Consider the following 14,018-nt stretch of genomic DNA (forward strand, 5'->3'; position numbering starts at 1 on the left):
TTGCCGGCCTATCGGATGCGGTCCGACAGGGCCGACCGGATCGCCGGCGACGCCTGGAGCGCGCCGAGAACGGTGATCGAGCCGATCGTCGCGGCTGCGAGATCGGGAGTGACGTCGGGGGCGAACCGGGCGAGCCCCACCACCCGGATGTGCAGCGTGGCGCCTTCGGCCCGCGCCGCTTCGAGTTCGGCCCGGGTGATGTCCCGGAGGCCGAGTTCGAGCGTGCGCCGTTCGACGGACCGGGCGATGACGTCGGCGTGCGCGGTCAACTGGTTGCGGATCGCCGTGCGGATGAAGTCGGACCGGTTGGAGTAGAACCCGTCCCGCACCATCAGGTCGATGCGGCCGAGGTCGACATAGCCGAGGTTGATCGTGATCTTCTCCGACTCCTCGGCACGCTTGGAAGCAACAGGCTCGTCCGTCATCCGATGTCTCCGCCATCCACCTGGATGGTAAATGGATGGCGTAGGCCTGATCTGCAATGGGCGACATGCATCCGGGCCGCCGATTGGTCCCTCCGCCCGCGAATGGCGCCGGCCGGATCGCGGCGAAAACATGCAGTTTTAGCGGAATAGAAAGTTCGTCCTGCTTTGATGCGCCCCGTCGGCACCGGAGTTTTCCATGACCAACGCGGACACGGACTTCAGCCTTGGAGCGGCGCGCGCATCCGCCGGCGCCGGCGTCGCGGCCCTTTTCGCCGCCACGCTCTTCCTCTCGGCCTTCCTTCTCTTCTCCGTCCAGCCCATGTTCGCCAAGCTCGTGCTGCCCAGGCTCGGCGGGTCGGCGTCCGTGTGGTCGGTCGCGATGGTCTTCTTCCAGGCGATGCTGCTCGCCGGCTATGCCTTCGCCCATCTGCTCACGAGCCGGTTCGAGCCGAAGGTGGCCGTGGTCGCGCAGCTCACGGTGCTGGCGGGTTGCCTTACCGTCCTGCCGGTGGCGCTCCCGGACGGCTGGGGCGCGCCGCCGGAAAGCGGCACCGCGTTCTGGCTGATGGGGCTCTTCGCCGCCGCGGTCGGACTGCCCTTCTTCGCGGTCGCCGTGAACGGCCCCCTCCTCCAGGCCTGGTTCGCCCGCACCGGTCACCCGCACGCCAGGGATCCCTATTTCCTGTACGGGGCGTCCAACATCGGTTCCTTCGCGGCGCTGATCGCCTATCCGATCCTGGTCGAGACCACGCTCGGCGGCCACGCCCAGACTCTCGGCTGGACCGGCGGCTTCGTCCTCCTGGCGGTCATGATCGCGGCCTGCGGCGGCGCCATGCTGCGCTCGGGCCCGGTCGCCCATGCGATCCCCGTCGAGCGGGAGCTGACCGGCGACGTCCCGTCCCTCGGCCGGCGCCTGCAATGGATCGCGCTCGCCTTCGTGCCCTCGGCGCTCCTGGTCGCCGTGACCGCCCACATCTCCACCGACATCGCCGCGGTGCCCTTCCTGTGGGTCGTGCCGCTCGCCCTCTTCCTTCTGACCTTCGTGCTGACCTTCCGGCGGAATGCGGCCGCGTCCCACCGCCGGATGCTGACGCTGCAGCCGATCGCCCTCGGGATCCTGGTCGTCGTCACCTGGGGCGGGCTCCAGCTTCCGCTTCCGGCCGGCATCGCGGTCCACCTCGCCGTGTTTTTCATCACCGCCATGGTCTGCCATGGGGAACTGGTCCGTCGTCGCCCGCCCCCCGCCCGCCTGACGGAATTCTACCTGCTGATGTCGCTGGGCGGCGTCCTCGGCGGCGGGTTCGCGACCCTCGCCGCCCCGGTGCTCTTCTCAACCGTCGTCGAATACCCGCTCCTGCTTGTCGCCGGGCTTCTCTGTCGGCCGGGCGTCTGGTCGGGCGAGCCGTCGGCGATCCGTCGCGACGCATCCCTGATCGCGGCGCTCGCACTGGCGCTCGGCCTGCCGGCCATCCTGCGGGTTCCGCTCGACGGGGTCACCGGGGCGCCGTTCGCGATGATCGTCGCCGCCGCCGCCGGGCTCTCGATCCTGGCGCGCCGGAACGACCGGCGCTTCGCCGGTTTCATGGCGCTCGTCGTCGCCGGCGCCCTCGCCTACGACCCGTTCTTCGCGAAGGCCGAATCCCACCGCAGCTTCTACGGCGTCCACCGCGTCGTCGACTCGCCGGACGGCGAGCACCGTCTGCTGATGCACGGCACCACCATGCACGGGGTGATGCGGATCCGGAACGCTGACGGGTCCGCGTTCACCGGGCGGCCGGAGCCGCTCGCCTACTACTGGGACGGATCCGGCATCGGACAGGCGATCTCGGCGGTCCGGGCGGCCCATGGCGGGCGCCTCGGCGACGTGGCCGTCGTGGGTCTCGGCAGCGGCGGGCTGGCGTGCGCGGCCGAGCCCTCCGAACGGTGGCGCTTCCTGGAGATCGACCCGGTGGTGGCCGCCATCGCCCGCGACCCGGACCGTTTCCGCTATCTGCAGGCGTGCACGCCCGATGCCCCGGTCGTGATCGGGGACGCGCGGCTGACGATGGCCGCGGACGACGGCATCCGGTTCGACCTCGTGGTCGTCGACGCCTTCTCGTCGGACGCCATCCCGGTCCACCTGATGACGCGGGAGGCCGTCCGCCTGTTCGTGGGCAAGACCACGGAGCGCGGTGCCGTCGTCTTCCACGTCTCCAACCGTCACATGGAACTGACGAGCGTCGTGGCCGCCGCCGCGGCCGCGGAAGGCTGGGTCGCCGTCTCCGGCGCCGTGAACGAGCCGAAGAGCGGCGAGCCCTTCCGCCTGCCCACCCAGGTCGTCGTGATCGCCCGCGATGCGGCCGACCTCGCCGGGCTCGCCGCGACCCCGGACTTCCATCCGGTCCGCGCCGGGCCGGCGGTGTCCCCGTGGACGGACGACTTCTCCAACGTCCTCGGCGCCGTGTGGCGGAACTACGCCGGACGGCCCGGGTACGAGCGCGTCGACTGACCGGCGGCAAAGCCTCGTCCAGGCGCCTGAACGGGTGTTGCCGCAGTCCGAGGGCGGCCGCCCGGCCGCCCACCGGCCCGCCGGCGGCTCAGTTCCAGTTGTCGATCTTGACGTCATGCGGGTGGGGAGACCCCGCGCCGCCTTCCACGAGCGACTTCAGGCTCATCAGGAAGACGCCCCACTTGGTGCTGCAGTGGTGCATGAACTCGACCGGCTCCGCCCAGCCCTGGTGGCGGAAGAGCACGATGGTGTGCTCGCCGTCCTGCCGGAGATCGAAACGCACCCGGGTGCCGATCCACTCGCCGGGTCCGTCCACCACCTCCCAGAGCACGCGCGCGTCCTGGTCGAGGTCGAGGACCTTCATGTCGAACCCGCCCGGCGGACCGAAGCGGAACCGGATCACGCCGCCGGGACGGCTCTCGCCGTGCGTGTCCGTCGTCCACCAGCCGCGAAGCCCGTCGATGGTGGAGAGAGCCTGGTAGGTTGCTGTCGGCGACGACGCCTTGATACCAACCCTGTGCAGAATGTCCGACATTTGCGAGTGTCCTTTCGGATCCGGTTGCCGCGACCACGTCTGTCGTGGCGCGGGCTCACGCTAGGATCCGCCCGCAGGGCGGCGGGAGTGACAAGTGTGTCGGGATTGCGATGGACTCGTTGATGACGGCCGCCGCCCGCGCGCTCGCGGCGGGTGACCCCATCGGGGCGCTGAACCGGGTCGCGCTGCGCGAGGACGCGCCGGCGCTCGCGCTTCGCGGCATCGCGATGGCGCAACTCGGCGACCTTCCTCGCGCCAAGGTCCTCCTGAGGCGAGCCGCGCGCGCCTTCGGACCGAGGGAGGCGGTGGACCGCGCCCGGTGCGTCGTCGCCGAAGCCGAGATCGCCCTCGTGTCCCGCGACCTCGCCTGGCCCGAGACGGCGCTCGCCAGGGCCAGGGCGATCCTGGACGATCACGGCGACCGGCCGAACGGCGCGCACGCGCGATCCCTGGAAGCGAGGCGGCTCCTGCTGATCGGGCGGCTCGACGAGACGGAGGCGGCGCTCGCCAGCCTCGATCCCACGTCCCTGCCGCCCGCCCTGCAGGCGACCCATGCCCTGGTGCTCGCCGGCCTCGCCATGCGGCGCCTGCGCACGGGCGCGGCCCGCTCCGCGCTCCAGGACGCGGGGCGCGCGGCGCGCCGGGCCGGCATTCCGGCCCTTGTGGCGGAGGTCGACACGGCAAGGCTCGCCTTCGAGGCGCCCGCCGCACGGCTGATCGCGCGGACCGGGGAGCGCCCGCTCCTGATCGACGAGGTCGAAGCCCTGCTGGCGTCGGAGGCTCTCGTGGTCGATGCCTGCCGCAACGTGGTGCGGGCGCGCGGCAAGGTGGTCTCGCTCGCCACGCGGCCGGTGCTGTTCGCGCTCGCGCGGGCGCTCGGCGAGGCCTGGCCCGGAGACGTGGCGAGGGACAGGCTGCTCGCCCGCGCCTTTCGGGCCAAGCACGCCGACGACTCCCATCGGGCGCGGCTGCGGGTGGAGATCGGGCGCCTGCGCAGGGAGATCGCCCCGCTCGCCGACATCGAGGCGACGCCGCATGGCTTCGCGCTCGCGCCGCTTGCCGCCGGTAAGACCGTCGTGCTCGCCCCGCTCATCGACGACGAGCATGCCACGGTGCTGGCCCTTCTGGCGGACGGCGAGGCCTGGTCGAGTTCCGCGCTTGCGCTCGCCCTCTCCGTCAGCCCGCGCACGGTGCTGCGCTCGCTCGACCGGCTGGCCCGGGAGGGCAAGGTCCAGTGGTTCGGCCGCGGGCGCGCGCGGCGCTGGCTGGCTCCGCCCACGCCTGGTTTCCCGACAAGCTTGTTACTCCCGGGTCCGCTGCCGGGCGGCTAAACCGGCTTCGGGGCGGCATGTCGAGGAGAAGACGGATGAAACGATCAGCGGCCGAGATCCTTCGCGAATACGGACCCTTCCCAAGCGTCGACGCCGTGCACGGCGTCACCTTCGACGGCCGGCACGTGTGGTTCGCCTCCGGGGACAGGCTGAACGCCTTCGATCCGGAGAGCGGATCGCAGGTGCGCGCGCTCCATGTCGCCGGCCACGCCGGAACGGCGTTCGACGGCAGGCACTTGTTCCAGCTCGCCGAGGACCGGATCCAGAAGATCGACCCGGAAACGGGCCGCGTGCTCGCCACGATCCCGGCGCCCGGCGGCGGCGGAGATTCGGGCATGGCCTGGGCCGAGGGGTCGCTCTGGGTGGGACAGTACCGCGAGCGCAAGATCCACCAGATCGATCCCGAGACGGGCGCGATCCTTCGCACCATCGCGTCCGATCGCTTCGTCACCGGCGTCACCTGGACGAAGGACGAACTCTGGCACGGCACCTGGGAAGGCGACGAGAGCGCTTTGCGGCGGGTGGACCCGCGGACGGGAGAGGTCCTCGAGCAGGTCGACCTGCCCCCCGGCATGGGCGTGTCGGGGCTCGAGGCGGACGGCGGCGATCGGTTCTTCTGCGGCGGCGGGCCGAGCGCGACGGTGCGCGCCGTCCGCCGTCCGGGGTAGGGCCGGAGCGCGGATCGCGGTCCTGATCCCTGCCGGACGGCCGGCGGCGCGCCGCCGCGACCGTCCACCATCGGTCCGGAGGACCTCAGGTCCGCAGCCGCTCGAACAGGATGGCGACGGCCTCCGCGCCCGGGTCCACATGGCCGCGCAGCTGCTCGGCGTTGATGTAGGTGGACCGACCCGCCTTGGCGCGGACCATGTCGGCCGTCCGGTTGGCGCCGTCCCGGGCCGCGCGCGCCGCCGCCGCCATGCCGCCGTCCGACAGGGCCGCGAGGGCCGGGGCGAGGGCGTCGACCATGGTGCGGTCGCCGAGCTGGGCGCCGCCGATCTCCTGCATGCGGGCGAGGCCCGCCTTCAGCGCTTCGGTCAGCGACGTGCCCGACGAGGCGGCATCGCCGGCGGCGGCGAAGAAGATGGCGAGGAGCACGCCCGAGGAGCCGCCCATGGTCTGGCTGAGCTCCAGGCCGATGGCCCGGCAGAGCTGGGTGTGGTCGGCGAGCGGCAGCTCGTCGATCACAGAGAGGAGCGCGCGGGCGGCGCTCGCCAGGGTCGATCCGGTGTCGCCGTCGCCGGTCTTGGCGTCCAGGTGGTTCAGGTCCGCCTCGGCGGCGATCAGGATCTCGCAGCACCTCGACAGGAAGGCGCGGGTCTCCGGGTGCCCGGACGGCAGCGGCTTGATGGGCTTCAGCCCATCCGGCAGGGCGCGCACGTCGAGCGTCGTCAGGCGATGCACGCCCGGCCAGGCGGAGGGCGCACACGGCGCCTTCAGGGCGGCCAGGTGCTCCGCGTCCGCCGCATAGACCGAGACCGAGAAGCCGCGCATGTCGAGGGACGTCATCATGGCGGCCGGCCCGACCACATGGCCGATCCGGTCGCCGATGGACGACAGCGCCAGTTCGCGCAGGAGGACCTGCATCTCCAGCACCGAGGCGCCGCCGAGGTTGTTGAGCAGCACCGCATGGGTGACGCCGGGCGTCATGAAGGGCGACAGCTTGTCCGCCACCATCGCCACCGCGCCGCGCGCGTCCACGTAGTCCACCTGCTCGACGCCGGCCTCGCCGTGGATGCCGAGGCCGAGTTCCGCCTTGCCGGCCGGGATCCGGTCCTCCTTCGGGGCGCCCGGCACCGTGCAGGTGTCGAGCGACATGCCGATGGAGTGGATGCCGCCGATCACGCGCTCGGCGGCGGCGGCGACCGTGGCGAGGTCCGCGCCCGCCTCGGCGAGCGCTCCGGCGATCTTGTGCACGAACAGCGTTCCGGCGACGCCGCGGGCCTGCGGCAGGTCGGGCAGGGCCACGTCGTCGTCCACGATCACGACCCGGACGTTGAGCCCGAAGGCGCGGGCCCGTTCCGCCGCGAGGCCGAAGTTCAGCCGGTCTCCGGTGTAGTTCTTCACGATCAGGAGGCAGCCGGCCGGGCCCGTGACCGCCAGGATGCCGGCGAGCACCGCGTCGACCGAGGGGCTGGCGAAGACGTCGCCGCAGATGGCGGCCGTCAGCATGCCCTGGCCCACGAAGCCGGCGTGGGCCGGTTCATGGCCGGCGCCGCCGCCGGACACGAGCGCGACCCTGGACCTGTCCCAGTCGGCGCGGACCACCACCCGGATGTGCGGGTAGCCGTCCAGCCGGGCGAGCCTGCCGTCCGAGGCCGAGATCAGCCCGTCGATCGCCTCGGCGACGATGTCTTCCCTCTTGTTGATGAACTGGGTCATGCCTGCCCCCTCCTTCACTGCAGTCTGGCGCCCGAGGCGTCGAAATAGAACGGCTTTTCAGGGCGGATGCGGACGATGTCGCCGGAGCGCAGACGGGTGTGCACCTCGGTCACCGTCACGATCGCGTGGTCGCGGAAGGACAGATGCAGCCGCGTCTGGTCGCCGAGGTGTTCCACCCGGGTGACGAGGCTGTCCTCGCCCTCCCCCTGCCGGATCTGTTCGGGCCTGAGGCCGATCGTCCGGGCGCCGGCCGGGGCGGCGCCGAAGAGATCCGCCGGCAGGAGGTTGATGCGCGGTTGCCCGAGGCGGCTCGCCGCATAGACGCTGACCGGGTTCTCGTAGATTTCCCGCGGGCTGCCGAACTGCACGAGGGCGCCCTCGTCGAGCACGCCCACATGGGTTGCCATGGTCATCGCCTCGATCTGGTCGTGGGTGACATAGAGGAAGGTGGCGCCGGAATCCGCCTGGATGCGCTTCAGCTCCACCCGAAGATCGGTGCGCAGCTTGGCGTCGAGCGAGCTCAGCGGCTCGTCCATCAGGTAGACCGCCGGGTCGCGCACCAGCGCCCGGCCGATGGAGACCCGCTGCATCTCGCCGCCGGAGAGCGCGGTCGCGCGATTGTCCAGCTTGTGGGCGATCTGCAGCATCTCGGCCACCTGGCGGACCTTGCGGTCGATCTCGGCCGGCGGCGTGCGCAGCATCGGCGACTTCAGCGGAAACGCGAGGTTCTCCCGCACCGTCAGGTGTGGATAGAGCGAGTATTGCTGGAACACCATGGCGACGTTGCGCTCCGCCGGGGTGAGGTGCGTCACCCGGCGCCCGCCGATCTGGATCTCGCCGGCGTCGGGCCGGTCGAGGCCGGAGACCATGCGCAGCGTCGTGGTCTTGCCGGCGCCCGTCGGCCCGAGAAGCACCACGAAGCCCCCGTCCGGGACCGTCATGGTGACGTCCCGCAGGGCGGCGACCTTGCCGAAGGACTTGGAGACGGCGTTGAGGACGACCTCAGACATGGCCAAGGCTCCTTTCGTTCGCGGCCGAGCGGAGGGCCCGGCCCCGCTCCCCCTCGAAGAGGGTTATGGTGCGCGGGTCGAACCTGAGGCCGACCGTCTCGCCGACGCCCACGTGCCGGTCGGCCGGCAGCCGGGCCTTGATCTCCCCGTGGGCCGCGCTGAGCGTGACGATCTGGGTGGTGCCGAGATATTCCGTGGCGAGCACCAGCGCCCGGTAGCGCGAGCCGTCGTCAAGCCGCACATGCTCGGGCCGGACGCCGAGCACCAGCCGGCCGGACGCGCCGTCGCGCGACAGCGGGATCTCGACCGGCACGCCGGAGAGGTCGACGCTTTGCGACCCGGCGCCGACCATGCCGTCGAAGCGCAGGAAGTTCATGGACGGCGAGCCGATGAAGTTGGCGACGAACATGGTGGCCGGCCAGTCGTAGATGTCCTGCGGCACGCCGAACTGCTCCACGACGCCGTGGTTCATCACCACGATCTTGTCGCCCATCTGCATGGCTTCCAGCTGGTCGTGGGTGACGTAGACCGTGGTGGCGCCCATGCGGTCGTGCAGCGCGCGCAGTTCCTCGGCCATGTGCTCGCGGAACTCCGCGTCGAGGGCGCCGAGCGGCTCGTCCATGAAGAAGGCCTTCGGCCGCCGGACGATCGCCCGGCCGAGCGCGACGCGCTGCCGGTCGCCGCTCGACAGGCCGCCGATCGACTTGTCCAGGATGGCCTCGATGCCGAGGATCCTGGCCACCTCCTGCACCCGCACGCCGGTCTCCGCACGGCTCATGCCCTGCGAGCGGAGCGGATAGCCGATGTTGCCGCGCACCGTCATGTGCGGATAGAGGGCGAACATCTGGAACACGAAGGCGATGTCGCGCTGGCTCGCCCGCTTCTGGGCCACCTCCTCGCCGTCGATGTAGATCTCGCCGGAGGTCGGCAGCTCCAAGCCCGCCATCATCCGCAGCGTCGTCGTCTTGCCGCAGCCGGACGGGCCGAGCAGCATGAAGAACTCGCCGTCCTCGATGGTGAAGCTGGACGACCGCACGGCGGTGAAGGCCCCGAAGTCCTTCCTGAGGTTCTGGATCCGGATCTGGGCCATCGGTCACTCCGGGAACTTGCCGACGATCATGAAGAGGATGGTGCCGGTCAGCGTGACGGCGAACGACCAGCTGTAGGCCGCCATGCTGAAGGGTTGCATCATCATCACGACGCCGAGGGCGATCAGGCCCGAGGCGAGCATTTCCCACGCGCCGCGGCGCAGGGTCATGAGGCCGGTGAGGAATCGCGTCATTTGCGGACGGCTCCGAAGGTGATGCCGCGAAGGAGGTGCTTCCTGAGCAGGATGGTGAACACCATCACGGGCAGGAGGAAGAGCGTCGCGCCGGCGGCCACGGCCGGCCAGTCCTGGCCGCCGACGCCGATGATGGTCGGGATGAAGGGCGGCGCCGTCTGCGCCTGGCCGGAGGTGAGCAGCACCGCGAAGGCGTACTCGTTCCACGCGAAGATCAGGCAGAAGATGGCCGTCGAGGCGATGCCGGTGGCGGCCTGCGGCAGCACGACCTTGTAGAAGGCCTGGAAGCGCGTGTAGCCGTCGATGAGGGCGGCCTCCTCGTACTCCACCGGGATCTCGTCGATGAAGCCTTTGAGGAGCCAGACCGAGAGCGACAGGTTCACGGCGGTGTAGAGCAGGATCATGCCCGCGTGCGTGTCCGACAGGCCGACCGCCCGGTACATGAGGAAGATCGGGATGGCGACCGCGATCGGCGGCATCATCCGGGTGGAGAGGATGAAGAAGAGGAGATCGTCCTTGGCGGGGATCCTGAACCGCGAGAAGGCGTAGGCCGCGAAGGTGCCGAGGAAGACCGACAGGAAGGTGGACCCGAAGCCGATGACGACCGAGTTGAGGAAGCGCTCGCCGAAGCGGGACGGCCCGACGATCGTCATGTCGTATTGCGCGACGATCCGGTCGTACCAGGTTTCCGGCGGGTTGGCGGCCATGACCTCCGGCGGCTGCCGGGTGCGGGTGGTGAAGAGGTTGACGTAGCCTTCCAGGGTGGGCTCGAACACGACCTTGGGCGGATACGCGATGGCGTCCGACGGTGTCTTGAAGCCCGTCGCGATGATCCAGACGAGCGGCAGGATCGAGATCAGCGCGTAGGCCACCACGAGGGCGCCGGCGAACCACTTCTGCCCGGCGGAGGGTTCGGTGATCGAGGTGCTGCTCATCGCTGCTTCACCCTGTTGAGCGCCTTCACGTAGATGGCGGCGAGCCCGTAGACCGTCACGAAGAGGATGATGGCGTAGGCGGACGAGTAGCCCGTGCGCCACTTCTCGAACGCCTCCCGCTTCAGGTTGATGGAGGTGAGTTCGGTGACCGAGCCGGGCCCGCCGCCGGTGAGCTGCACGACGAGGTCGAACATCTTGAAGTTCTCGATGCCCCGGAAGAGCACCGCGAGCATCAGGAAGGGCAGCACCAGCGGGACCGTGATGGTCCAGAACTGGCGCCACTTGGACGCCCGGTCGCATTCGGCGGCCTCGTAGAGGGAGTCCGGGATGGAGCGAAGGCCGGCCAGGCAGATCAGCATCACGAACGGCGTCCACATCCAGGTGTCCACGATGATGATCGCCCAGGGGGCGAGCGTCACGTCCGCGATCATGGAGAAGCTGGACGGGTCCGCGCCGGTCAGGAAGCCGACCGCGTAGTTGAAGAGGCCGATCTGCGGCTGGTAGAGAAAGGTCCAGAAGTTGCCGACCACGGCCGGCGACAGCATCATCGGCAGCACGATGACGGTGGTCCAGAGGTCGTTGCCCTTGAACTTCCGGTTGATCAGCCAGGCGAGCCAGAAGCCGATCAGGATCTGGAGGAACAGGGTCCAGAACAGGAAGTGGGCCGTCGCCTGCATGGTCAGCCAGATGTCGTCGTCCGACAGGATCCGGCTGTAGTTCTGCACGCCGACGAACTTCACCTCCTCGTTCGGCCGGTTGACCCGGAAGTTCGTGAAGCTCAGCCAGATCGTCCAGATCAGCGGGAAGATGTTGACCGCCAGCAGGAGCAGGATGGTCGGCCCCACGAAGATCCAGGCGAGCGCCCGGTCCGACAGGCCGCGGAAGCCGCGCGCGATCCTGCGCGGCGTCGCCTGGGCCGGGCGATCGATCGCTATCTTGGACATCGGATGTCCTTCTTGTCGCTAGGGAGGGCGTGCGCGGGGGTCGGGACGGCCCTCGCCCCGCGCGGCTCCGTCGCTCCGCCGAGGGCGGAGCGCACCGGTGCTCAGAGCTTGCCTTCGTCCTCGAAGACTTCCGTCCAGTCCTTCACGAGGCCGTCGAGAGCTTCCTGGGCGGTGCCGTTGCCGGCCACAACGTAGTTGTGGACGTGCTTCTGCATCGCCTGCAGGAGCGACGCGTAGGAGGGCTCGGCCCAGAAGTCCTTCACGATGGCCATGCTATCGAGGAAGGTCTGGGCGTAGGGCTGGCTGGTGGCGAAGCCCGGGTCCTCGACCACGGAGCGCAGGGCGGAATAGCCGCCCACGGACCACCACTTCTTCTGCACCTCCGGCTGGGCGAACCACTTGATGTAGGCGAGCGCCGCATCCTTGCTGTCGGTGTTCGCCACCACCGAGATGCCCTGGCCGCCCAGCTGGGCGAAGTGGCCCTTCGGCCCCGGCGGGTTGGGGAAGTAGCCGGACTTGTCGCCGCCGACGTTCGGATCGGCGTGCACGCCGGGCCAGATGAAGGCGAAGTTCATCTGCAGCGCCACCTGGCCGGACTTGTAGGCGTCGATGGTCTCGGACATGTACCAGTCGGACGCGCCCGGCGGGGTGCAGCAGTCGTAGAGGGCCTTGTAGAACTCCAGGCCCTTGGCGGCGTCCGGCGAGTTGACGAAGCCCTCCAGGTCGTAGGGCTTCGACGGGTTCTGGTACTCGAAGCCGTAGTTGTAGAGGGCGTTGGTCACCCCCATGGTGATGCCCTCGGACCCGCGCTCCGTATAGATGGAGGCGCCGTACACCTTCTTGCCGTCGATCTCCCGGCCCTGGAAGAACTGGGCGATGTCCTTCAGCTCCTCCAGCGACTTCGGCACGGCGAGGTCGCGGCCGTAGGCCTTCTTGAACTCCTCCTGGAGTTCGGGCCGCGCGAACCAGTCCTTGCGGTAGGTCCAGCCCACCACGTCGCCGAAGGCGGGCAGCGCCCAGTAGTTCGGCGTGTTCTTCGGCCACTCGGCATAGCCGACCACCGTCGCCGGGATGAAGTCTTCCATCTTGATGCCGTTGGCATCGAAGAACTCGTTGAGCTTCAGATAATGCCCGTTCTCGGCGGCGCCGCCGATCCACTGGCTGTCGCCGATCATCAGGTCGCAGAGCTGCCCGCCTGAATTGAGCTCGTTCAGCATGCGGTCGGCGAAGTTCGGCCAGGGCACGAACTCGAACTGCATCGTATGGCCGGACTCCTTCTCGAAATCCTTGGAGAGCTCGACCAGCGCGTTGGCCGGGTCCCATGCGGCCCAGCAGAGCGTCAGATTGTCGGCCTTGGCGGATCCTGTTCCCAGCCCGAAACCGGCGACGGTGCCGGCGAGCGCCAGAGTGGCGATGTTTGCCCTCATTTCGAACGTCCTCCCGTTCTTGTGCCGCGTCTCCTCCCGCAGCAGCATCATTCATAAATGAGGTGCGTACCTCATTGCAATCTAATTCTGAGGTACGTACATCATACTGAGCCGACGTCCTCTTGCCGTGGCTCGCGAAAACGACAACAAGGACAGGATCGGGAACGGAGAGCCTATGCGTCCGACGACGAAAGATCTGGCGAGGGCCGCGGGCGTCAGTCTGGCCACGGTGGACCGCGTGTTGAACGGGCGAGCCGGCGTCCGCCAGGCCACCGTGGACGCCGTGAACGACGCGATCGAAAGGCTGGGCTTCGTCCGCAACCTGTCTGCCGCCAATCTGGCGCGCAGCCGCACCTACCGGTTCCGTTTCCTGCTGCCCCGCTCCGGCGATCTCTTCCTGGACAGCGTGGTGTCGCACATCGAGGAGGCGCGGCAGGCCTTCGCGGCGGAATTCGTCAACGTCGACCACCGGCGCGAGATCGGCAGCGATCCGCACCAGATCGCCCGCGTCCTGTCCGAGATCGACCTCGACACCCTGGACGGCGTCGCCCTGATGGCTCCGGAATCGCCGCAGGTGCGCGACGCCACCGCACGCCTGCGCGAACGCGGCGTGCACGTGGTCCAGTTCGTCTCCGGCCAGCCTGGGGATCGCGGGGTCGACTTCGTCGGCGTCGACAACCGCGCCGCCGGCGCGACGGCGGGGCGCATCCTCGGTCGCTTCTGCGCGGGTCGGGGCGGCGAGATCCTCGTCATCACCGAAACCATGAACGCCCGCGACAGCCTGGAGCGACGCCACGGCTTCGACCTGGTGCTCGGCCGCGACTTTCCGAACCTGACGGCGCTTCCGACGCTGGAGAGCCACGGCGACGCCGAGCGGGCCCGGCTCATCGTCCGCAACGCCTACGCCAATCACCGGGCCATCATCGGCGCCTACGTGCTGAGTTCGGAGGCGAGGCTGGCCCTGGAGGCCATAGCGGCCGTCAGCGATCCGACGTCCCAGGTCATCATCGCGCACGAGCGGACGCGCTTCTCCGAGGCGCTTCTCTGCAACGGCCAGCTGGACGCGGTGATCGCCCAGAACCCCGGCCATCTCGTCCGCAGCGCCATCCGCGTCCTCCGTGCCCGCTGCGACGACCGCGAGCCCATCGCGTCCCAGGAGGAGATCCGGATCGAGATCCTGCTCCAGGAAAATCTCGGCGACCGGTTCACGGCGAGGCGGGCCTGAGCGGACCCGCCGGGCCGGTGAGGGCGGCCCACCTTGG

13 protein-coding genes are annotated in these 14,018 nt (G+C 69.7%); 4 read left to right on the forward strand and 9 right to left on the reverse strand.

The features are described from left to right. Positions 1 to 8: 8 nt before the first annotated feature. A complete protein-coding gene (locus HND91_RS02420) occupies positions 9 to 425 on the reverse strand; it encodes a CopG family transcriptional regulator (RefSeq protein WP_181704913.1) in 417 nt (138 codons plus the stop codon). A 196-nt stretch (positions 426 to 621) separates the two neighbouring features. Here HND91_RS02420 and HND91_RS02425 point away from each other — a divergent pair, with 196 nt between their 5' ends. After that, the gene (locus HND91_RS02425; RefSeq protein WP_181704914.1) at positions 622 to 2,913 is read left to right on the forward strand and encodes a fused MFS/spermidine synthase; all 2,292 of its coding nucleotides are present in this window, start codon (positions 622 to 624) and stop codon (positions 2,911 to 2,913) included. Between the two features lie 88 nt (positions 2,914 to 3,001). Here HND91_RS02425 and HND91_RS02430 read toward each other — a convergent pair whose 3' ends face one another. Further along, a complete protein-coding gene (locus HND91_RS02430; RefSeq protein WP_181704915.1) occupies positions 3,002 to 3,448 on the reverse strand; it encodes an SRPBCC family protein in 447 nt (148 codons plus the stop codon). A gap of 110 nt (positions 3,449 to 3,558) precedes the next feature. Between HND91_RS02430 and HND91_RS02435 the strand changes: the two genes are divergently transcribed. Next, entirely contained in the window at positions 3,559 to 4,779 is a 1,221-nt protein-coding gene (locus HND91_RS02435) for a helix-turn-helix domain-containing protein (RefSeq protein ID WP_181704916.1), read from the forward strand. A 35-nt stretch (positions 4,780 to 4,814) separates the two neighbouring features. Beyond that, complete coding sequence (locus HND91_RS02440) at positions 4,815 to 5,447, forward strand: Vgb family protein (protein ID WP_181704917.1); 633 nt, start codon at positions 4,815 to 4,817, stop codon at positions 5,445 to 5,447. A gap of 85 nt (positions 5,448 to 5,532) precedes the next feature. On the opposite strand, the gene HND91_RS02445 is transcribed toward HND91_RS02440, so the two are convergent. The 7 genes from HND91_RS02445 to HND91_RS02475 form a co-directional block, all read right to left on the reverse strand. Beyond that, positions 5,533 to 7,158 carry a dihydroxyacetone kinase subunit DhaK gene (locus HND91_RS02445; protein ID WP_181704918.1) on the reverse strand — a complete coding sequence of 542 codons (1,626 nt, stop codon included), beginning with the start codon at positions 7,156 to 7,158 and terminating at the stop codon, positions 5,533 to 5,535. A 14-nt stretch (positions 7,159 to 7,172) separates the two neighbouring features. Then, entirely contained in the window at positions 7,173 to 8,168 is a 996-nt protein-coding gene (locus HND91_RS02450; RefSeq protein ID WP_181704919.1) for an ABC transporter ATP-binding protein, read from the reverse strand. Further along, the gene (locus tag HND91_RS02455; protein ID WP_181704920.1) at positions 8,161 to 9,258 is read right to left on the reverse strand and encodes an ABC transporter ATP-binding protein; all 1,098 of its coding nucleotides are present in this window, start codon (positions 9,256 to 9,258) and stop codon (positions 8,161 to 8,163) included. Before HND91_RS02455 ends, HND91_RS02450 begins: the two co-directional genes overlap by 8 nt. A gap of 3 nt (positions 9,259 to 9,261) precedes the next feature. Continuing rightward, positions 9,262 to 9,450, reverse strand: a complete 189-nt coding sequence (locus HND91_RS02460; RefSeq protein ID WP_181704921.1) for a hypothetical protein — start codon at positions 9,448 to 9,450, stop codon at positions 9,262 to 9,264. Beyond that, positions 9,447 to 10,385 (reverse strand): carbohydrate ABC transporter permease, encoded by a 939-nt coding sequence (locus tag HND91_RS02465; protein ID WP_181704922.1) that lies wholly within the window; start codon positions 10,383 to 10,385, stop codon positions 9,447 to 9,449. The genes HND91_RS02460 and HND91_RS02465 overlap by 4 nt, the downstream gene beginning before the upstream one ends. Further along, positions 10,382 to 11,329: a carbohydrate ABC transporter permease gene (locus tag HND91_RS02470; RefSeq protein ID WP_181704923.1), complete on the reverse strand. Its 948-nt coding sequence runs from the start codon at positions 11,327 to 11,329 to the stop codon at positions 10,382 to 10,384. Before HND91_RS02470 ends, HND91_RS02465 begins: the two co-directional genes overlap by 4 nt. Before the next feature lie 101 nt (positions 11,330 to 11,430). Continuing rightward, the gene (locus tag HND91_RS02475; protein ID WP_181704924.1) at positions 11,431 to 12,756 is read right to left on the reverse strand and encodes an ABC transporter substrate-binding protein; all 1,326 of its coding nucleotides are present in this window, start codon (positions 12,754 to 12,756) and stop codon (positions 11,431 to 11,433) included. Between the two features lie 175 nt (positions 12,757 to 12,931). On the opposite strand from HND91_RS02475, the gene HND91_RS02480 reads away from it, so the two are divergent. Continuing rightward, entirely contained in the window at positions 12,932 to 13,981 is a 1,050-nt protein-coding gene (locus HND91_RS02480; protein WP_181704925.1) for a LacI family DNA-binding transcriptional regulator, read from the forward strand. Positions 13,982 to 14,018: the final 37 nt, after the last annotated feature.

This window comes from Chthonobacter rhizosphaerae (assembly GCF_013839525.1).
Taxonomy (GTDB): Bacteria; Pseudomonadota; Alphaproteobacteria; order Rhizobiales; family Pleomorphomonadaceae; genus Chthonobacter; species Chthonobacter rhizosphaerae.

Excerpts from the sequence above, each read along its gene's own strand:
- HND91_RS02435 (WP_181704916.1), top strand. The coding sequence starts at position 3,559 with ATGGACTCGTTGATGACGGCCGCCGCCCGCGCGCTCGCGGCGGGTGAC.
- HND91_RS02425 (WP_181704914.1), top strand. The coding sequence starts at position 622 with ATGACCAACGCGGACACGGACTTCAGCCTTGGAGCGGCGCGCGCATCC.
- HND91_RS02420 (WP_181704913.1), bottom strand. The coding sequence starts at position 425 with ATGACGGACGAGCCTGTTGCTTCCAAGCGTGCCGAGGAGTCGGAGAAG.
- HND91_RS02445 (WP_181704918.1), bottom strand. The coding sequence starts at position 7,158 with ATGACCCAGTTCATCAACAAGAGGGAAGACATCGTCGCCGAGGCGATC.
- HND91_RS02440 (WP_181704917.1), top strand. The coding sequence starts at position 4,815 with ATGAAACGATCAGCGGCCGAGATCCTTCGCGAATACGGACCCTTCCCA.
- HND91_RS02430 (WP_181704915.1), bottom strand. The coding sequence starts at position 3,448 with ATGTCGGACATTCTGCACAGGGTTGGTATCAAGGCGTCGTCGCCGACA.
- HND91_RS02480 (WP_181704925.1), top strand. The coding sequence starts at position 12,932 with ATGCGTCCGACGACGAAAGATCTGGCGAGGGCCGCGGGCGTCAGTCTG.
- HND91_RS02450 (WP_181704919.1), bottom strand. The coding sequence starts at position 8,168 with ATGTCTGAGGTCGTCCTCAACGCCGTCTCCAAGTCCTTCGGCAAGGTC.
- HND91_RS02470 (WP_181704923.1), bottom strand. The coding sequence starts at position 11,329 with ATGTCCAAGATAGCGATCGATCGCCCGGCCCAGGCGACGCCGCGCAGG.
- HND91_RS02455 (WP_181704920.1), bottom strand. The coding sequence starts at position 9,258 with ATGGCCCAGATCCGGATCCAGAACCTCAGGAAGGACTTCGGGGCCTTC.
- HND91_RS02475 (WP_181704924.1), bottom strand. The coding sequence starts at position 12,756 with ATGAGGGCAAACATCGCCACTCTGGCGCTCGCCGGCACCGTCGCCGGT.
- HND91_RS02460 (WP_181704921.1), bottom strand. The coding sequence starts at position 9,450 with ATGACGCGATTCCTCACCGGCCTCATGACCCTGCGCCGCGGCGCGTGG.
- HND91_RS02465 (WP_181704922.1), bottom strand. The coding sequence starts at position 10,385 with ATGAGCAGCACCTCGATCACCGAACCCTCCGCCGGGCAGAAGTGGTTC.